This window comes from Pseudoclavibacter terrae (genome assembly GCF_008831075.1).
Taxonomy (GTDB): Bacteria; Actinomycetota; Actinomycetes; order Actinomycetales; family Microbacteriaceae; genus Pseudoclavibacter; species Pseudoclavibacter terrae.
Window position 1 is genome coordinate 222,485 of the sequence record NZ_WBJX01000004.1, and the last position, 18,277, is coordinate 240,761.

An 18,277-nucleotide genomic window follows, 5' to 3' on the forward strand; every position below is an offset into this window, starting at 1 on the left:
TCAAGGGGACGTCGGTACCCTCTCCTCATGTCGAACGGCACCCCGGGCATCCCCGCGCGCACGGCCCAGCCCGTCTCGCCGGCGCGCGTCGCGGTGGTCGGGCAGGCCGGCCGGGATCTTGTGCTGCGCGTTGCGGGGATCCCCGACGCGGGGGCGAGCGCCGTGGTCAGCGAGCGCATCGAACGTCTGGGCGGCAAGGGCGCGAACATCGCCGTCGGGATCCGCCAGCTCGATCCCACCGCGCGGGTCTCGCTTGTCGCTGTCCTCGGCGACGACGGTGCCGGCGAGGAGATGCTGGGCGACGCCGCCCGCCAGGGGCTCGACACGGGACACGTCGTCAGACGCGGGGTGACGGCGCTGCTCACGGATGTCGTCGCCGATGGCGGCGTGCGCCGACTGCTCGAGCACATCCCGGAGCAGGCGCTCCTCACCCCTGACGACGTCCGCGCCGCGACGGCTCTGACGACGGCGGACGCCGTCGTCCTGCAGCTGCAGCAGCCCATCGACACGCTGCTCTTCGCTGCGCAGCTCACGAGGCAACGGCCCGCGAACGGTGCCCCGAGAGCGCTGCTGGTCCTCGACGGAGCCGTCGACGCGACCGAGGACAGGGCCCGACGAGACGAGCTTGTCGGATTCGCCGATGTGGTGCGCGCGAACGCGAGAGAGGCGTCGATGCTGTCCGGGTCCGAGGTCAGGAACCGGGCAGACGCGCTCCGCACAGCCGAGACGCTCCTCGACCTCGGCCCCCGCGTCGTCGCCCTCACGGTCGACGATGCTGAGCTCATCGCCTGGCCTGGTGACCACGTGTTCCTGCCGCACGAGCGCACCCGAACGGTCGACCCCACCGGCGCGGGTGACGCGTTCGTCGCGGCGCTCACGACCGCGCTGCTCTCTGGAGCGAGCCCCCGCGAGGCAGGGCAGCGCGCGACGCAGGCTGCCGGCGCGAGCGTGCAACACCTTGGCGGGCACCCCAGGCTCCGACGGCTCTCTCCCGACAGAAAGGGCAGCATGCTCCCCTCTTCCGACCTCCCCTCGACCGACGGCGAGACGCGCGCGTGACCGGCGCGATCCCCTTCGATGTCGCACCATGGAGCCTCGGCTTCACCGGGCTCGACCTCGACGCACCCCAGCTCGCGCACCTCGAGTCGGTGTTCGCCCTCTCCAACGGCCACATCGGCTGGAGAGCGAACTTCGACGAGGGCGACCCGCACGAGGTGCTCGGCACCTACCTGAACGGCGTCTTCGAGGACCACCCCATGCCGTACGCCGAGGACGGCTACGGGTATCCGGACACGGGGCAGAGCGTCGTGAACGTGCAGAACGGGCAGGTCCTCCGCCTGCTCGTCGGCGATGAGCCGCTGGATCTCCGCCGCGGCACGGTCGTCCACCACGAGCAGCGCCTCGACTTCCGCGCGGGCACGCTGCGTCGCGACCTCGAATGGACCTCTCCCGCGGGAGACACGGTGCGGGTCACCAGCGTCCGCCTCGTCTCGCTCACCCACCGATCCATCGCGGCCGTGCACTACGAGGTCGAGGCGCTCGGCGACGGCGTGCACGTGAGCGTGCAGTCCGAGGTCGTCGCCAACGAGGACATGCCGGAGGTGCACCCCGACCAGCGGGTCAACGACCAGCTCGACGAGCCGTTCGAGGGCCTCGGACACTTCTCGCTGGGAAGCGCGGCCACGCTCGTGCATCGCACCTTGAAAAGCGGCATCAGCATCGCCGTCGCCATGGACAACGTGGTGACGGGCACCTGCGCGACGCCCCCGAGCATCGAGACCGAGACATCCCGCGACCTGGCGCGCACGACCGTGAGCGTGGAGCTGAAAGCCGGGGAGTCCCTGGATATCACGAAGTACGTCGGCCACGAGTTCTCGTCGACGCTCTCCCCGGAGGCGTTGCGCGACCGGGCGGAGGGAGCCGTCGACGACGCGAGGCGAGACGGCTGGGAGCAGGTGCTCGCCGACCAGCGCTCGAACCTCGACGAGTTCTGGGCGTGCGCGGACGTGGAGATCGACGGATCGCCGCGGCTGCAGCAGGCGACCCGCTTCGCGCTCTTCCACGTCTACCAGTCGGCAGCCCGGCTCGAGGCGCGTTCGGTGCCAGGCAAGGGCCTCACGGGCGCTGGCTACCTGGGGCACACGTTCTGGGATTTCGAGAGCTACGTGCTGCCATTCCTCTCCGCGACGGTACCGGCCGCCGCCGAGCAGGCGCTGCGCTGGCGGCACTCGACGCTCGAGTACGCCCGCGAGCGCGCGAAGCTCCTGAAGCTCGAGGGGGCCGCGTTCGCGTGGCGCACGATCGACGGCCGGGAGAGCTCCGGATACTGGCCCGCGAGCACCGCCGCGTTCCACGTCAACGCGGACATCGCCGCGGCGATGGTGCACCACATCCGCACGACCGGTGACGAGCGCTTCGAGCGGGAGGTCGCCGTCGACGTGCTCGTCGAGACCGCCCGGCTCTGGTGCTCGCTCGGACGCTGGGACCCGGACGGGGGCCTGCACTTCGACGGCGTGACCGGCCCGGACGAGTACTCGGCGCTCGTCGACGACAACACGTACACGAACCTCATGGCGCGCCTGAACCTGCGCGCCGCGATATCCGTCGCCGAACGTCACCACGCCGAAGCGGGCGCGCTCGGCGTCGATGACGACGAGATCCGACGGTGGATGCACGCCGCCGACGCCATCGTGGTGCCGTTCGACGAGCGCCGCGGCGTCCACGCGCACGCGGCCGGGTCGACGGACCTCGCACAATGGGACTTCGCCGGCACCTCCGCATCCCAGTACCCCCTGCAGGAGCACTTCCCGTACTTCCACCTGTACCGCAAGCAGGTGATCAAGCAGGCCGACCTGGTGCTCGCCCTCTACTTCGCACACGAGGCGTTCACCTTCGAGGACAAGAAGCGGGCCTTCGAGTACTCGGAGGCGCTGACGGTGCGTGACTCTTCACTGTCCGCCTCCGTGCAGTCGATCCTCGCGGCCGAGGTCGGGCACCTGCAGCTCGCCGCCGACTACCTGGCCGAGGCTGCCACGCTGGACCTCGATGACCTCCGCGACAACACCTCGCAGGGGCTGCACATGGCGTCGCTCGCCGGCATCTGGACGGCCGTCACGGCTGGTCTCGGCGGCTTGCGCGAAAGCGACAGGGGGCTCCGATTCGCGCCTCGCCTCCCGGATCAGCTGACACGCATCCGCTTCGGGATGCTCGTGCAGGGTCGACGGCTGCACGTCGAGATCAGGCCAGAGGCGACCGTCTACCAGCTCAGTGCCGGCGAGCCCCTCCTCATCCGCCACTTCGACGAGGAGTTGGAACTGCGGGCGGGGGACCCGGTGAGCGCATCCACTCCCCCGCTGACCAACCCGGGCACCGCCCCGGCGCAGCCGAAGCACCGGGCGCCGAGACCCTTCGCTGAGGCCATGCGGGAGGAGTGACTACCGCCGGTAGCTCGGCGTCGGCAAGTCGACGCGGTCCGGGTTCCGGAGCACCCACGTCACGGCGAGCTCCGTGAGCGTATCGACGGCCGGCTCGTCGAAGGATCCGCCGGCGAGCCGATCGACTGCCTGGTCGACGCTCACCAGCTCCTCCTCCTCGAGCGGTGCCCCCGTGCGCACGTGCGCACGGTACGCCTGGAGCATCTTGTCGAAGTCCCTATCCCAGTTGCCGCCGCCGTTGCCGAGGATCTCGTTGCCGACGCGACCCGCGATGCGCACGACCTCGCCCTGCACGCTCTCGGCGGCGCCACCCCCTGGCACCAGCATCTTCCACAGCTCGCTGTACTGCGCCTTCCATCCCTCAGCGGTCACGGTGATGGGCTCGCCTGGCGCGAGGACCCTCGGCGGCACCGTCGGTTCCACGCCGAGCAGCTCGAACAGCTCGACCAGAATCGCGAGGTTCTCCTCAGACCCCTTGCCCCTGGCGATGAGTCCCTGCAGCTGCGACATCGTCTGACGCAGGTACTTGGGGGTGTCCCCGGAGATGGTCGCGCCGCGGGCGACGAGGATCCGCGCCACCTTGAGCGCCCGAGGCGCGTGGTAGTCCTTCATCCTCGTCATCGCGCGGTCGAGCGCCGTCTCATCGCGACGCCCGAAGTCAAGCAGCGGGTCCGCGCCCGCCTCGAGGAGCAGGGTGAGGCCGTCGATGTTCCCGTACTCGGCCGCAGCGGCCAGCGGCGAAGAGTGACCGGTGATGTTGGGGTCTGCGCCGTGCTCGAGAAGCACGGCCACGACGTCGAGCTTCGCCTTCCACATCGAATGGTGGGTCAGCGCGGTGTTGCCGAAGCGATCGACGGCGTCCACCTCCGCGCCGTGCTCGATCAGCCAGCGGATGCCAGCCGCGTCCAGCCGGTCGCTCATGAGTGCGGACTCCTTGTTGAAGTCACGGCCGAGGGCGGTCGTCTCGACCTTCTCGAAGATCTCCTCGAGCTCGGCGACCGTGTAGGTCTCGCCCCGCCTGAATTCCTTGGGCAGGGTGATGCGCTTCTTCGGCAACGTCGTCTCCTCCGGTCGGTTCGCTCTCGTTTTCGAGCGAATTCCCCAAGGGTGATCGAACCCCCTGAGCGGTTCGTGCACGTCGTCGGTGTGCCCACCCGCGCTCGTACACATCCCGTTTGCCTTCACGGCGCAGTATGGTCGCCGCATCCCCCACCGCAGGCCGCGGCGGGTGGATGCGCGGCACCTGAACCTCGGAGGAACGCATGGCCATCGAACAACCCCAGGACCTGCGCGAGTACATCGAGCACCTGCGCACGCTCGGCTACTCGGTGCGCGACGGCCACACGAACGACCCGGACCTCATCGACCCGCAGGGCAACCCGGTGTACACGTGGCAAGAGGGGTACCCGTACGAGGAGCGCCTCAGCCGCGACGAGTACGAGAGCGAGAAGTACCGCCTGCAGGTCGAGCTGCTGAAGTGCCAGTACTGGATGGAGGACAACGACCAGCGCGCCGTGATCCTCTTCGAGGGGCGAGACGCGGCAGGCAAGGGCGGCACCATCAAGCGCTTCACGGAGCACCTCAACCCGCGCAAGGCGCGCGTCGTGGCTCTCGCGAAGCCGAGCGACCGCGAGCGCGGCCAGTGGTTCTTCCAGCGCTACATCCAGCACCTCCCCACCGACGGGGAACTCGTCATGTTCGACCGCTCCTGGTACAACCGTTCAGGCGTGGAGCGCGTGATGGGCTTCTGCACCGACGACGAGTACACGCAGTTCATGCAGCAGGCGCCGGCGTTCGAGAAGATGCTCGTCGACTCGGGCATCCACGTCACGAAGTTCTGGTTCTCGGTGTCGCGCACCGAGCAGCGCACGCGCTTCGCGATCCGCCAGCTCGACCCGGTGCGCCGCTGGAAGCTCTCCCCCATGGACCTCGCCTCGCTCGACCGCTGGGAGGACTACACGGCGGCGAAGGAGGAGACGTTCCGCCTCACCGACAAGAAGCACGCGCCGTGGACGATCATCCGCTCCAACGACAAGAAGCGCGCCCGACTCAACGCCATGCGATTCTGGCTCGGGCAGTTCGAGTACGAGGGGAAGGACCACGACGTCGTGACGAAGCCGGACCCGCTGCTCGTGATGCGCGGCAAGCAGGAGACCGCCGACGAGTAGGCGCGGCGTCACGGCCTAGGATCCGACCATGCGCCACGCAGACTTCATCGACACGACCGAGGACGCAGCGACCGGGTTCGGCCTGCTCCTCGAGTCGGCAGATCTCGCGACGCCCGTGCCGTCCTGCCCGGGCTGGTCGCTCGCCGAGCTCGCAAGCCACCTCGGCGGCGTGCACCGGTGGGCGCGTGCGCAGCTGCTCGGCGGCGGGCCGCAGGTCGACCGTCAGACGCCGGATGCGCCGCTCGCCGACCGGGACGCGCTCGTCGCGTGGTTCCGCGAGGGCGCCACGGACCTCGTGGCGACGCTGCGCGAGCTGCCGGAGGACGCACCATGCTGGGCCCTCTACCCGCCCGAGCATGCCTCGACGTGGGCGAAGCGTCAGGCGTTCGAGACGGTGCTGCACCTCTGGGACGCGAGCGACAGCCTCGGTATCGCCGTGCCGATTCACCCGAGCCTCGCCGCCGCCGGTGTCGCGGAGGTCGCCGAGGACATGTACCCGCGGCAGGTCGCGCTCGGGCGGATGCCGTCGCTCGAGGAACGCGTCGACTTGAGGTTGCGAGACCGGCTCGAGCGCTCAGGCGACAGCGGCAGCTTCGGCGTGCGCGTCCGACTCGGCCCCGTCGACGAGGCACCGGCGGACTCCTCGACGGCCGCGAGCGAGACGACGCCGGCCGACGTGACGCTCGAGGTCACCGCCGGGGACGCGCTGCTCCTGCTCTGGAAGCGGCGCGACCTCACGGCGGTGGATGCGCGGATCACCGGGTCCCGAGCGGTGCTCGAGCGCGTGCTCGCGCAACCGCTGGCCCCCTGAGCGCAGGAGAGCAAGCCCCTACACGCTGAGCGTCGCCGCGAACGGGTCTCGCGTGTGGTCGACGAGCGGGACCGGATCGACCGTGCTTCCGATGGCCACGACCTCACCGGCCGCCGCCGACTCCTCGATGGCGAGCATGATGTCGAGCACGTGCAGCGCCAGTTCCCCGGTCGCGACGTGCGGGAGCCCCTCGCGGATGCCCCGCGCCATGTCGAGCGCACCGTAGCCGCGGCCCGTGACGGTGCCCTCCTCCGGGTAGTCCTCCCAGGTCGGTTCGAGCACCTCCGCGTACTCCTGCGGGTGCCGCGCGACCCTCGTGCCGCCATCGGCGTGGTTCGGATCCGGGGCCAGGAGCATCCCGCCGGCCCCGATGATCTCGACCGTGCCCATCTCCGCCAACGGGGAGTCGTTGCTGAAGGTGAGCTGCGCGCTCGCCCCGCTCTCGAACGTGACCAGCGCATCCACGTGCGTCAGCACCGAGACGGGGAACGACTGCCCGGTGAGCGGGCCGAGCTTGACGGTGCGCGTCTCCTTGGCCGTCGATCCCGTCGCGTAGACCTTGCGGACAGGACCGAAGGCGCTCACGAGCGTCGTCACGTAGTACGGCCCCATGTCGAGCAGGGGGCCGCCACCCTGGGCGAAGAGGAACGCCGGGTTCGGGTGGAAGAGGTCGGGGCCCGAGTAGCGCATCATGGTGCGCGCCGTGAGCGGGGTGCCGATGGCACCAGCCGCCAGGTGCCGCAGGGCGGTCTGGATGCCCGGGTTCAGCACCGTGTCGGGCGCCACTCCCACGCGCAGGCCGGCCGCGTCGGCGGCCACGAGGAGGGCCTTCGCCTCCTCGCGGTTGATGCCGATGGGCTTCTCGATCCACACGTGCTTGCCCGCCGCGATCGCGTCGAGGGCGACCGGCACGTGCGCTGCAGGGATGGTGAGGTTGATGACGATCTCGACCTCTGCGTTCTCGAGCACAGAAGCCGGGGACCCCGAGAACGGAACACCATATGCCGCCGCTTTCTCTGCGGCCAGCGCCTCGTTCAGGTCGCCGAGCGCCACCACGCGGACGTCGGGGAAGCGGATGAGGTTGTCGAGGTAGGCGTTGCTGATCATGCCCGTGCCGATGATGCCGATGCCGACGGGGCCGCTCCTGGCGGATGCGGATGCGCCTGCTGCTGCTGCTGTTGCCTGCGGGAGGCTCATGCGCGGTTCTCCAGGTAGTCGAAGCTGGCGGCGATCGCCGCGAAGATGTCGCCGTCGTAGTGGTCGAACTCGATGACGGCGAACTCCGCCGACGGGGCGGCGTCGAGGGCCGCACCGAGCGGGATGACGCCCTGGCCGGCCGACACCTGGCCGAGACCGGACGGGTCGAAGGGTGCATCCGTCAGGAACGGGTTCTCGACCTGGGGGCCGTCCTTGATGTGGAGCGCCTTGACGCGGTCGCCGAGGCGAGCGAGCAGAGCGGGTGCCTCTACGCCGCCGATGTGCGCCCAGTAGACGTCGACCTCGAGCACCACCTCGTCGTCGAGGAGCCCAGCGAAGTACTCGAGGGCCGGGACGCCGTCGATGCGGTTGCTGAGCTCCCACGCATGGTTGTGATATCCGACGCGGAGGCCATGCTCGGCGGCGGCCTTCGAGGCCTCGTTGAGCGCCGCGGCCGTCGCCTCCACCGCCTCGCGAGTCGACCAGTCGAAGACGGCGGGGTCGATGACGTACCGCATGCCGAGTTTCTTCGCCGCCTCGAACGTGGTCGCGTGGCTCGGCACCTGCGTCGTCACGCCGTCTCGCGTGACCTCGTTCGCGACGAGCATGGCGTGTCCTGTCGGGGCGGCGATGCCGTGCCGCTCGAAGGCCGCGGCGAGCTCGTCGGCGCGGTCGACGAAGGCGAAGGCCTCGACGTTGCGCAGCCCGATCTCACCGAGCCGAGCGAGGGTGCCGTCGAGGTCGGCCTCGAGGTGCGAGTTGATGCTGTAGAGCTGCAGCGACGTCGCCGGGCGCTGTGATTCCTGTGGGGTGCCGGGTGCTGCTGGTCGGGTGGTGGGCACGTTGACTCCTGTGTCGGTGGGCGCCCGCCGCGTCGCGGTTCGCTCTCAGGAGAGACGCTACTAGAAAATTGCCAGTTGGCAACTTTCATTGTTCGCGTTCAGCCGGTTCGTCCGAGCCGCTCCAGCAGCCCGAGCGTGCCCGCAACATCGACGCTCGGCTCCAGGAGCCATCGCACCTGCAGTCCGTCGGATGCGGCCATGATCAGGTCGACGAGCATGGCCGCGTCCGCGCGGCGCTCCTCTGGCAGCGCCGCGAGCTGGCCGCCGAGCTCGGCCGCCAGCTCGACCCGCGCCCGGGCGAACCGCGCCGTGAAGAACGAACGAGCAGGGCCATCCCCAGCCTCGACCGATTTCGCGAGCATCTCCGTGAACAGCGAGACCATACCGGGGAACTGCACGTTGAACTCGGCGCTCAAGCGCATCCGCTGCACAAGCGAGACGGAATCGGGCATGCGCTCGTCGTTGACGCGGTCGTGCTCGCGGATGACCTCGACGAGCAGCCCCTCTCGGGAGCCGAAGTAGTGCGTCAGCATGCCGTGAGAGACCCCGATGGACTCGCCTATCGCGCGCAGCGAGGCCCCGCTCGCGCCCGTCTCGCGGAGCCTCTCGTACGCCACCGCCAAGATCTCGCGCTTGCGCTCGACACCCTTCGCGTACCGACCCCGCACTCCGTCTGCTGCCACGCCCAGCATCGTAGCCGGGGAGGTGGCGGGGCCTGCTACGCTCCGCCGCTGGGCCGCGCCTCGTGGTGGCGCGCACCGTGCGTGGGCCGATCCTCCTTCATCGCCGCCTCGGCAAGGTGGCGGCGGCCTGCGACGAGCTGCTCCCTGACGTCGCGTTCTGCCGCCCGGAACGGCTCCCAGTAGGTGTCGTCGTAATCCTCGACGATCTGGAACGTCCACCGCCCCTCGATCACGTTGCGGCCGACCAGCTCCGAGTCGAGCCGGTCGGCGAGCTCAACGTGGCCCGCGTCCCGCAGCGCATCGGATGCCTCGCCCAAGGCCAGGTCAGCAGCCCCCGTCAACCGGTGGAAGCTGTAGAGCAGCCCGCGCGCCTGGTCGACCATCTCGAGCGCCTCGGTGAGCTTCCCCACGGCAGCGACGGTCGCCTCGTCGACACCTTCCGGCGGCAGATGCTCGGCGCCCCGGCGCTCCCGCTGATCGTCGTCGGCCCCGGATGCTCGCGTGTTCTCGTCGCTCATGGTGCGATTGTTGCGGCCGAGCCTGAGCGATCCGTGGACCCCCGCGCGGGACAGGTCCACACCTCCGGATTGGACCTCAAGTCCAACTGCGCGCGATTGGCACGAGCGCTTCCCGCCACCGCACCCTTACGGTTGCCGCACGCGCTTCGTTCGTGCCGCATCCCCTCCGAAAGGATCCACCCGTGACCACCCCGCGCCCCTTCGCCCAAGTCGACGTCTTCTCCGAGACCCCCTACCTCGGCAACCCCGTCGCGGTCATCCTCGACGGCGACGGGCTCACGGGCGACGACATGCAGCGCATCGCACGATGGACGAACCTCTCCGAGACGACGTTCGTGCTGCCCACCACCGACGACGCGGCCGACTACCGACTGCGCATCTTCACCCCGGGCGGAGAGCTGCCGTTCGCCGGGCACCCGACGCTCGGCTCGGCGCACGCCTGGCTCGAGCACGGCGGCAGTCCGAAGACGGATGGGCGTATCGTCCAGGAGTGCGGTGCCGGACTCGTGGAGGTGCGCGTCGATGCGGGGCGCCTGTCGTTCGCGGCCCCGCCCACGCTCCGCAGCGGGCCGCTCGAGCCGGAGCTCCTCGCGCGCATCGTCGACGCGTATGGCATCACTGAGGAACAGGTCGTGGCCCACCAGTGGATCGACAACGGGCCCGGGTGGGCTGTCGTGCAGCTCGCATCCGCTCAGGAGGTGCTCGATCTCGACCCGGACTTCTCACTGCTCCCCGACGACATGGTCGGCGCCGTCGGCGCGTACCCGACCGGGGCGCCGCACGCGTTCGAGCTGCGCAGTTTCGCGCCGCGCATCGGCGTCGACGAGGACCCGGTCTGCGGCAGCATGAATGCCTCAACAGCCCAGTGGATGGACCGCACGGGCACGGCACCGGGCTCGAGCTGGCGGGTATCCCAGGGCGCACGCCTCGGCCGCGCTGGCGACATCACCGTGACCGTCGACGACTCCGGCGCCGTCTGGGTGGGCGGCGCCACGACCACCCTCTTCACGGGAAGCGCGCTCGCGTAGGCGCTGCCGACCCACCGCACCGCTCACGCGAGATGCGCCAAAGGGTCGCCGAAATCGATCCGAACCGGCCGCTCGCGGCATGTCGCGTGATGGGAGAGCTCAGCCCCGGTCTCAGTTCCAGTGACGGGGCCGCGTCAGCGAATCCGGCAGCCGGGTCGTCTCGTCTCCGAACGCCGCCGCCAGCTGCGGCTGCGTGAGGTGCAGCACGTGGCGCAGGTCGGCACCGTGCAGCTCGGCGTCCCGCAGGTCGGCGCCGAGGAGGTCGGCCCATCGCAGGTCCGCGCCACGAAGCTTCGCCGCGATGAGCAGAGCCCCGCGCAACTCGACGGCGCGCAGGTCTCCTTCGGAGAAGTCGGTGCCGAGGTAGGCGCCGCGCGGCTCGACCCGCGACCAGGCCCCGGATGCGCGGCGGCGGGGCGCGTGCGCCCGCCTCACCTCGCGGCTCACGGCTCCCAGCAGCTCGCCCGCGGCGGGCCTGCTCGATTCGACTGCCGCTCGCAGCACGGCCACGCTGGGGGACGCGGCCTGCGCGTCCACACGATCGAGCAGGGCGTCGATTCGGCGCAGCAGCGGCCGGTCGGCTGTGCGCCGCCTGGCCTCGGTCAGTAGCCACAGCACCTCGTGCAGTTGACGCACGAGCGGGAACACCGCGAACATCGCGTCGCGCAGCCCCTCGCCCTCGCGCCAGTCGCCACCGCCGAAGGTCTCCTGCGTGACCCGCTGTCCGGCGCCGTGGCACTCGAAGACGGTGCAGCCCCGGTACCCGCGCTCGAGGAGCACCGCGTGGATGCTGCAGCCGAGGTTCTCGTCGAGGTTGCGGCACGGTTTGCCTGCTGGCTTCTCGTGGGCGAAGTCGTCGCCCCGAGAGAAGGCGAGGGCCGAGCAGCAGAGCGCCACGCAGCGCGCGCAGTCGCTCTGGAAGCGCGTCTCGTCTGCATCCGCGCCACGCCGAGCGCCGGAAGCGCCCCCGGCGGATCCTCCCGAGCGAGGCCCGGCCGTTCGACCCGAAGCGGGGTCGACAGTCAGCGGCATCGGCACGCTCGGCCGGTGCCGCAGCTCCTCGCCGGGGTCGCCTGGTGACATCGTGGCCACAGCCTACGTTCGCATCCGCATGCTCGCGCTGAGCGTCTTTCACCCTGTGGATCACTCCGGGCGAGCGCGGGTCGCCCCGACTCCGGCACGAAAGTTCGGCGCACCGAACATTGTTCTTCCCCAAGCCGTAGCGCTATGCTCTGGGCATGCTGACCCCCGTGCTGCATGCAGCCAGACGGAAGGCCACCCGCATCGTCGCGGCCGGCCTCGCACTCGTCGCGCTCGCATCCCTCACCGCTTGTGCCCCCGCCGCCGAGGACGACGACCGCCCCGTCGTCCTCACCACCTTCACGGTGCTCGCCGACATCGCCAGACAGGTCGCCGGCGACGAGCTCCGGGTCGAGTCGATCACCAAGGTCGGCGCGGAGATCCACGGCTACGAACCGACCCCCCTCGACGTCGCGAAGGCCTCCGAGGCCGACCTGATCCTCGACAACGGCATGAACCTCGAGGCGTGGTTCGAGCAGTTCGTCGCGAGCATGGATGTGCCGCACGTCGTCGTCAGCGACGGCGTCGAAGAGGTGCCGATCGTGGGTGACGCCTACGCGGGGCTCCCCAACCCGCACGCCTGGATGTCGCCCCTCAACGTGCAGCTCTACGTCGACAACATGGTCACGGCCTTCTCCGACCTCGCGCCAGCAAGCGCGAGCATTTTCCAGGAGAACGCCGCCGCCTACAAGGCCGAGCTGCAGGCCGTGCACGACGAGCTCATCGCCGCGATCGAGCCGCTCCCCACCTCGCAGCGCGCACTCGTCACGTGCGAAGGAGCCTTCTCCTACCTCGCCCGCGATGCCGGGCTGCAGGAGGTCTACATCTGGCCCGTCAACGCGGAGCAGCAGGCCACGCCGCAGCAGATCGCGGGCGTCATCGACCACGTGCGCGACAACGACGTACCCGCAGTCTTCTGCGAGTCGACCGTCTCGGATGCACCCATGCGTCAGGTCGTGGACGCCACGGACGCCGAGTTCGGCGGCACGCTCTACGTCGACTCGCTGAGCGAGGAGGACGGCCCAGTGCCCAGCTACCTCGACCTCATCCGGCACGACGTCGACACGATCGTGGCCGGCCTCACCGGCGAGCAGGGACGCGAGTCGTGAGCCGCGCATCCAGCTCCGCCCCCAGCGGCGCATCCGCATCCGGCACCGCCGCGTCGCCCGCCATCGAGGTCGACGCCCTCACGGTGCACTACGGCGAGGTGCTCGCGCTCGACGGCGCCAGCCTCGCCATCTCGCCGGGGCGCGTGTGCGGCCTCATCGGCATGAACGGCTCCGGCAAGTCGACGCTCTTCAAGTCCATCATGGGCGTCGTGCGCCCCGATGCGGGCACGGTCCGCATCCTCGGCGGCTCGTCGGCGGATGCACGCAAGCGGGGCAGCGTCAGCTACGTCCCGCAGAGCGAGCAGGTCGACTGGGACTTCCCGCTGTCGGTGCGGGACGTCGTCATGACGGGCCGCTACGGGCACCTCGGCATCACCAGGAGGCCGAAGGCGCGCGACCACGCCGCCGTCGATGCGGCGCTCGAGCGCGTCGAGCTGAGCGACCTCGCGGGCCGCCAGATCGGGCAGCTCTCCGGCGGGCAGCGCAAGCGCGCCTTCGTCGCCCGCGGCATCGCCCAGGAGGCCCAGGTGCTGCTGCTCGACGAGCCCTTCGCGGGCGTCGACACCCGCTCACAGGCGACCATGACGCGCCTCCTCCGCGAGCTCGCGGCGCAGGGCGTCTGCATCCTGATCGCCACGCACGACCTCGGCTCGCTGCCCGAGCTCGCCGACGAGGCCGTGCTCTTCAACCGGCGCGTGCTCCTGCACGCCAGCCCCGAGGAGATCATCAGGCCGGAGAACCTGGCCCTCGCCTTCGGCATCGACACGGGCAAGGGGGCGGCCGCATGAGCCCCGCATCCGCCGACAGAGTTGTGGCGACGTGCAGCTCCCCGCCGCCGCGACAGCAAGCATCCACAACTCTGCGCCGCGAGCGCCGCGAACCCCGAGATGGAGACCGCGCATGAATCTCGTCGACCTCCTCCTCGAGCCGCTGGGCTACGAGTTCATGGTGCGGGCCCTCATCACGACCGTCATCACAGCCATCGTGTGTGCCCTCCTCAGCTGCTGGCTGGTCCTCATCGGCTGGTCTCTCATGGGCGACGCCGTCTCGCACGCCGTCCTCCCCGGCGTTGTGCTCGCCTACATCGCCGGAGCGCCGTTCGCGCTCGGAGCCCTCGTGTTCGGGCTGCTCGCAGTCGGCCTCATCGGCGTCATCCGAGACACGAGCAGGGTGAAGGAGGACGCGGCGATCGGCATCGTCTTCACGACCCTGTTCGCGTTCGGCCTCGTCCTCATCTCGGTCACCCCGAGCCAGACCGACCTCAGCCACATCCTCTTCGGCAACCTCCTGGGCGTCAGCAACACGGACCTCGTGCAGATCGGCATCCTCGCCGCCATCGTCGCGGTCGTGCTGCTCGTGAAGCGTCGCGACTTCACGCTCGTCGCCTTCGACGCGACCCACGCCCACGCGATCGGCCTCAACCCGCGACTGCTGCGAGGCGCGCTCCTCGGGCTCCTCGCGCTGACGGCCGTCGTCGCGTTGCAGACCGTCGGCGTCATCCTCGTCGTCGCGATGCTCATCATCCCCGGCGCAACCGCGACCGTGCTCACGCGCAGCTTCGCGCGGATGCTCGTCATCGCCCCCATCGTGTCCGTCGTCTGCTCCGCCATCGGCCTCTACGCCAGCTACTACCTCGACGCGGCGTCGGGCGGCATGATCGTGCTCGCACAGGGCGTCGCGTTCCTGCTCGCCTACCTGCTCTCGCCGACGCAGGGACTCGTCACGTCGCGCTTCGTCGCGCGTCGCCGCGCGAAGGTCGCGTGAGCGACGTAGCCATCAGGTCGACGCCCATCCCCGCCGCGAGTTGCCGCAAAGGGTTGCCACGTGAATTTGAGAACGACCCTTTGAGGCGACTCGCGTATCGGATCGGCCGCACAGCGGGAGACGCCCAACGGGGTCCCTAGACCGAGGTCACCCAGACGGCGCGAGCGGCCACCGGGCCGAGCGCGAACGGGGCCGCGGCCGCCGCATCCACGACGCCCACCAGGAGCGACTCGGAGTACGGGTCGCTTTCGCCGATCTCGAGTCGCGCCCCGACGGTGAGCCCCTTGGCGGCGAAGTACTTGAGCAGCTCGGGGTCGGAGTCGGAGATGCGCTCGACGACAACACGCGTGCCCGCGTCGAGGCTGCCGAGCAGCACAGCCTGCGGGATGCTCACCTCGCCGGTCGCTGACGGGATCGGGTCGCCGTGCGGGTCGCGCTCCGGGTGCCCGAGCAGCGCGTCGATTCGATCGACCATGAGGTCGGACACGGAGTGCTCGAGGTTCTCGGCCTCGTCGTGCACCTCATCCCACCCGTACTGCAGCACCTCGACGAGGAACGTCTCGAGCAGCCGGTGCCTGCGAATCATGGCGAGCGCGTGCGCGCGCCCTTCCGCCGTGAGCGAGATGCTCCCGTAGCGCGCGTGCTCCAGCAGGCCCTGGTCGGCGAGCTTGCGGATGCCCTCGGAGACGGTCGAGAGCCGGAGCTGCAGCCGCTCGGCGACGATCGTTGCCGTGACGGGCGCATCCGACCACTCTTGGAGACTCCAGACCACCTTGAGGTAGTTCTGCGCGCTCACCGAGAGTTCTGACACCGACATGCGGCCAAGCCTACGGGCAGGGGTGTGCTGCGCGCGGATGCGCCGGAACGCGGATGCCGCGACGGCGGACGGTCAGGCGCTCCACCGGTCGCCGAAGCGGCTCTCGCCCGCGAGCATCGTCCACACCGTGGTGCTGAGCGGCGGATACTCCGTCGCGATACGGCGCATGAGCTGCGCGTCGTGCGCGCCGCTCTCCGGCGCCTCGTCGCCACCCCGCTCGAGCGCTTCGGCGCGCATGAGCAGCACGACCAGCTCGTCGACGGTCGGCAGCTCCTGCATGAAGCGCCACGGGTCCTCCCCGTTGCGGGCACGTGCGTAGATCATCGTCTCGCGCTCGTCCTGCGCTTCGGCGCGCAGGACCTCCAGGCTGGCTCGCCTGGTCAGTTCATAGCGCTCGGTTTCCACGCGACGAGCCTACGCGCCACCTCGTCATCCCGCTGGGACTTGTGGAATGAGCAGCGTTGCCTGTGGACAGAGGTCCGCCAGGGGCGTCCGCGTGAGAGTCTTCTCACCTGCCAGGCTCCGGACTCCTGCGCCCCGGATAATCGATGGATGCGGGTGATGACGGCGGGCGAGGCACGGCTGGAGGTGCGGCCGCGCTCTTCGGTGCGGGTGCGCATCCTCGCGTCGATCCTGCTCGTCACGATGCTCGGCATGGTCGTCGCGGGCGCCACGAGCTACGTCGCCGCCCGCGAGCGCGTGCTCACGGGCGTCGACGAACGACTCATCACCGTGGCCGAGAGCGTACGCGGGCTCGTGAGCGGGCAGGAGCTCGCGGCGCCGACGACACCTGACTCGGCCAGCCCGACCGCGACCTCCAGCCCATCAGCGACCGCGCCAGACGCCGCCCGAACGTTCGCGAGCTCGACGGAGGCGCTCGAGCTCGTCATGCAGCGCCTCATCCCGGAACGCAACGAGGGAGCGCTCGGACTCATCGACGGAGCGCCCGCGTTCATCCCATCGACCGCGACGCCCTTCTCGCTCGTCGAGCTCCCCGCCCTCGTCGAACGCGCCGTGGGCGAGACCGCCGACGGCTCGGTGCGCATGGGCACGTTCGTCGACGCCACCCACGCCCTCCGGTACGTGGCCGTGCCGTTCACCGTGGGTGACGGCACGAGCACGGCCCTCTACCTCGCGGCCTACGACCTGCGTGCCGAGCTCGCCGACACCAACAGCACCTTCCAGACGTACGCCCTGGTCGCCGTCGCCGCCCTCGCCGTGATCGCCCTCGTCGGCTGGTTCGTCGCGGGCCGTCTGCTCAGGCCGCTGCGCGAGCTGCGGGAGACGGCGGCCTCCATCACGGGCAGCAACCGATCCGCGCGCATCCCCGTCGTCGGCCACGATGACGTCTCCGCGCTCACCGCCACCATCAACGGCATGCTCGACCGTCTCGACGGCTCCCTCACCGCCCAACGGCAGCTGCTCGACGACGTGCGCCACGAGTTGAAGACCCCCATCACGATCGTGCGCGGGCACTTCGAGATCCTCGACCCGACAGACCCCGCAGAGACCCGAGAGACGGTTGCCCTCGCCCTCGACGAGCTCGACCGGATGAGCGAGCTCATCGACGACATCGAGGCGCTCGCCGTCAGCGAGCAGCAGGGCCTGCTGAGCCTGGCGCCGTGCGACGTGCTCGAGCTGACCGAGCAGGTGCACGCGAAGGCGAGCGCGCTCTCGGCGCACCGGTGGGTGCTCGAGCAGACGGCGCCGGTTGTCGTCGATGTCGACGCGCGACGCATCACGCAGGCCTGGCTGCAGCTCGCCGACAATGCAGCGAAGTACTCGCCGCCGGGCTCCCGGGTCGGCCTCGGGAGCCTCGTGGATGCGCGCGGCGAGCTGCGCCTGTGGGTGCGGGACGAGGGCGTCGGCATCCCCCCATCAGCCCAGGACCGCGTCTTCGACCGCTTCGGGCGGGCCGAGACGGGACGCAGCCAGACCGGATCGGGCCTCGGGCTGTCGATCGTGCAGTCCATCGCCCGCGGCCACGGCGGGCGCGTCGAACTCGAGAGCGAACCGGGCGTCGGGTCGACGTTCACCATCGTGCTGCCCGGCGCTGGCGCCGCCTTCGGTCCGGAGCCGGCTGACACGACATCCGAACCCCAGCGAGAGGACCCCGCATGAGCAGCATCCTGGTCGTCGAAGACGAGGCGCGCATCGCCTCGTTCGTCGAGAAGGGCCTGAAGTCGAGCGGCTACGCCGTGACGGTCGCGGTCAACGGCACCGACGGCTTCGAGCTCGCCCGCGGCGGTGACTTCGACCTGGTGCTCCTCGACGTCGGACTCCCGGGTCTCGACGGCTTCGAAGTCCTCGACCGACTCCGCGCCGAAGGCAACGCCGTCCCCGTCATCATGCTCACGGCCCGAACCTCGGTCGAGGCGACGGTGCGGGGCCTCGATGGCGGGGCCAACGACTACCTCGCGAAGCCGTTCAAGTTCGACGAGCTGCTCGCGCGCATCCGCCTGCGGCTTCGGGATGCGGGCCAGGTGGCGGCCACCGAGCTCACCCATGACGACCTGCTGCTCGACCTCCGAACGCGGCGTGTGCGGGTGAATGGCGCCGACATCGACCTGTCGGCGCGCGAGTTCGGCCTCGCCGAGCAGTTCTTCGGCAACCCAGGGCAGGTGCTCAGCCGAGAACAGCTGCTGAGCCGAGTGTGGGGATTCGATTTCGATCCAGGTTCGAACGTCGTCGACGTGTACGTGCGGTACCTGCGGGGCAAGATCGGCGCGGACCGGATCGAGACGGTGCGGGGCATGGGCTACCGCCTGCGCTGAGCCGAGCCCGCGCGCAGCGACGGGTGCCCCTCGGCGCCCCAGGTCAGTCCTC

18 protein-coding genes are annotated in these 18,277 nt (G+C 70.2%); 10 read left to right on the plus strand and 8 right to left on the minus strand.

Annotation, left to right across the window (positions count from 1 at the left end; genetic code table 11):
* The first annotated feature begins 27 nt into the window (after nucleotides 1-27).
* Nucleotides 28-1,059: a PfkB family carbohydrate kinase gene (locus F8O03_RS12870; protein WP_151424199.1), complete on the plus strand. Its 1,032-nt coding sequence runs from the start codon at nucleotides 28-30 to the stop codon at nucleotides 1,057-1,059.
* Complete coding sequence (locus F8O03_RS12875; protein WP_151424200.1) at nucleotides 1,056-3,434, plus strand: glycoside hydrolase family 65 protein; 2,379 nt, start codon at nucleotides 1,056-1,058, stop codon at nucleotides 3,432-3,434. Before F8O03_RS12870 ends, F8O03_RS12875 begins: the two co-directional genes overlap by 4 nt.
* On the opposite strand, the gene F8O03_RS12880 is transcribed toward F8O03_RS12875, so the two are convergent.
* Nucleotides 3,435-4,490: an ankyrin repeat domain-containing protein gene (locus F8O03_RS12880; protein ID WP_167516573.1), complete on the minus strand. Its 1,056-nt coding sequence runs from the start codon at nucleotides 4,488-4,490 to the stop codon at nucleotides 3,435-3,437.
* 206 nt (nucleotides 4,491-4,696) lie between these two features.
* On the opposite strand from F8O03_RS12880, the gene ppk2 reads away from it, so the two are divergent.
* Together ppk2 and F8O03_RS12890 are read left to right on the plus strand one after the other, a co-directional pair.
* Nucleotides 4,697-5,602, plus strand: a complete 906-nt coding sequence (gene ppk2, locus F8O03_RS12885) for a polyphosphate kinase 2 (RefSeq protein WP_151424202.1) — start codon at nucleotides 4,697-4,699, stop codon at nucleotides 5,600-5,602.
* 28 nt (nucleotides 5,603-5,630) lie between these two features.
* Complete coding sequence (locus F8O03_RS12890; protein WP_151424203.1) at nucleotides 5,631-6,413, plus strand: maleylpyruvate isomerase N-terminal domain-containing protein; 783 nt, start codon at nucleotides 5,631-5,633, stop codon at nucleotides 6,411-6,413.
* An 18-nt stretch (nucleotides 6,414-6,431) separates the two neighbouring features.
* Here F8O03_RS12890 and F8O03_RS12895 read toward each other — a convergent pair whose 3' ends face one another.
* From F8O03_RS12895 to F8O03_RS12910, 4 genes are all read right to left on the minus strand, one after another.
* A complete protein-coding gene (locus F8O03_RS12895) occupies nucleotides 6,432-7,610 on the minus strand; it encodes a Gfo/Idh/MocA family protein (RefSeq protein ID WP_151424204.1) in 1,179 nt (392 codons plus the stop codon).
* The gene (locus F8O03_RS12900) at nucleotides 7,607-8,452 is read right to left on the minus strand and encodes a sugar phosphate isomerase/epimerase family protein (protein ID WP_151424205.1); all 846 of its coding nucleotides are present in this window, start codon (nucleotides 8,450-8,452) and stop codon (nucleotides 7,607-7,609) included. The genes F8O03_RS12895 and F8O03_RS12900 overlap by 4 nt, the downstream gene beginning before the upstream one ends.
* 98 nt (nucleotides 8,453-8,550) lie before the next feature.
* Nucleotides 8,551-9,135, minus strand: a complete 585-nt coding sequence (locus tag F8O03_RS12905) for a TetR/AcrR family transcriptional regulator (RefSeq protein WP_167516574.1) — start codon at nucleotides 9,133-9,135, stop codon at nucleotides 8,551-8,553.
* A gap of 35 nt (nucleotides 9,136-9,170) precedes the next feature.
* Entirely contained in the window at nucleotides 9,171-9,653 is a 483-nt protein-coding gene (locus tag F8O03_RS12910; protein ID WP_244296260.1) for a hypothetical protein, read from the minus strand.
* A 182-nt stretch (nucleotides 9,654-9,835) separates the two neighbouring features.
* Here F8O03_RS12910 and F8O03_RS12915 point away from each other — a divergent pair, with 182 nt between their 5' ends.
* Nucleotides 9,836-10,681 (plus strand): PhzF family phenazine biosynthesis protein, encoded by an 846-nt coding sequence (locus F8O03_RS12915; RefSeq protein ID WP_151424207.1) that lies wholly within the window; start codon nucleotides 9,836-9,838, stop codon nucleotides 10,679-10,681.
* Nucleotides 10,682-10,792: 111 nt separating this feature from the next.
* On the opposite strand, the gene F8O03_RS12920 is transcribed toward F8O03_RS12915, so the two are convergent.
* On the minus strand, nucleotides 10,793-11,764 hold the full coding sequence (locus tag F8O03_RS12920; protein WP_244296263.1) for a pentapeptide repeat-containing protein: 972 nt from the start codon (nucleotides 11,762-11,764) through the stop codon (nucleotides 10,793-10,795).
* Nucleotides 11,765-11,919: 155 nt separating this feature from the next.
* On the opposite strand from F8O03_RS12920, the gene F8O03_RS12925 reads away from it, so the two are divergent.
* The 3 genes from F8O03_RS12925 to F8O03_RS12935 all read left to right on the plus strand — a co-directional run bounded on the left by F8O03_RS12925 (nucleotide 11,920) and on the right by F8O03_RS12935 (nucleotide 14,634).
* Entirely contained in the window at nucleotides 11,920-12,870 is a 951-nt protein-coding gene (locus tag F8O03_RS12925) for a metal ABC transporter substrate-binding protein (protein WP_151424208.1), read from the plus strand.
* Nucleotides 12,867-13,658 carry a metal ABC transporter ATP-binding protein gene (locus F8O03_RS12930; RefSeq protein WP_151424209.1) on the plus strand — a complete coding sequence of 264 codons (792 nt, stop codon included), beginning with the start codon at nucleotides 12,867-12,869 and terminating at the stop codon, nucleotides 13,656-13,658. Before F8O03_RS12925 ends, F8O03_RS12930 begins: the two co-directional genes overlap by 4 nt.
* 112 nt (nucleotides 13,659-13,770) lie before the next feature.
* The gene (locus F8O03_RS12935; RefSeq protein ID WP_151424210.1) at nucleotides 13,771-14,634 is read left to right on the plus strand and encodes a metal ABC transporter permease; all 864 of its coding nucleotides are present in this window, start codon (nucleotides 13,771-13,773) and stop codon (nucleotides 14,632-14,634) included.
* A 136-nt stretch (nucleotides 14,635-14,770) separates the two neighbouring features.
* Here the strand turns inward: F8O03_RS12935 and F8O03_RS12940 are convergent, their stop codons facing one another.
* Together F8O03_RS12940 and F8O03_RS12945 are read right to left on the minus strand one after the other, a co-directional pair.
* Nucleotides 14,771-15,451 carry a metal-dependent transcriptional regulator gene (locus F8O03_RS12940; protein WP_151424211.1) on the minus strand — a complete coding sequence of 227 codons (681 nt, stop codon included), beginning with the start codon at nucleotides 15,449-15,451 and terminating at the stop codon, nucleotides 14,771-14,773.
* A 72-nt stretch (nucleotides 15,452-15,523) separates the two neighbouring features.
* The gene (locus tag F8O03_RS12945) at nucleotides 15,524-15,856 is read right to left on the minus strand and encodes a tryptophan synthase subunit alpha (RefSeq protein ID WP_244296265.1); all 333 of its coding nucleotides are present in this window, start codon (nucleotides 15,854-15,856) and stop codon (nucleotides 15,524-15,526) included.
* A 147-nt stretch (nucleotides 15,857-16,003) separates the two neighbouring features.
* On the opposite strand from F8O03_RS12945, the gene F8O03_RS12950 reads away from it, so the two are divergent.
* Complete coding sequence (locus tag F8O03_RS12950) at nucleotides 16,004-17,572, plus strand: sensor histidine kinase (RefSeq protein WP_151424212.1); 1,569 nt, start codon at nucleotides 16,004-16,006, stop codon at nucleotides 17,570-17,572.
* Nucleotides 17,569-18,225 carry a response regulator transcription factor gene (locus F8O03_RS12955; RefSeq protein ID WP_151424213.1) on the plus strand — a complete coding sequence of 219 codons (657 nt, stop codon included), beginning with the start codon at nucleotides 17,569-17,571 and terminating at the stop codon, nucleotides 18,223-18,225. The genes F8O03_RS12950 and F8O03_RS12955 overlap by 4 nt, the downstream gene beginning before the upstream one ends.
* Nucleotides 18,226-18,277: the final 52 nt, after the last annotated feature.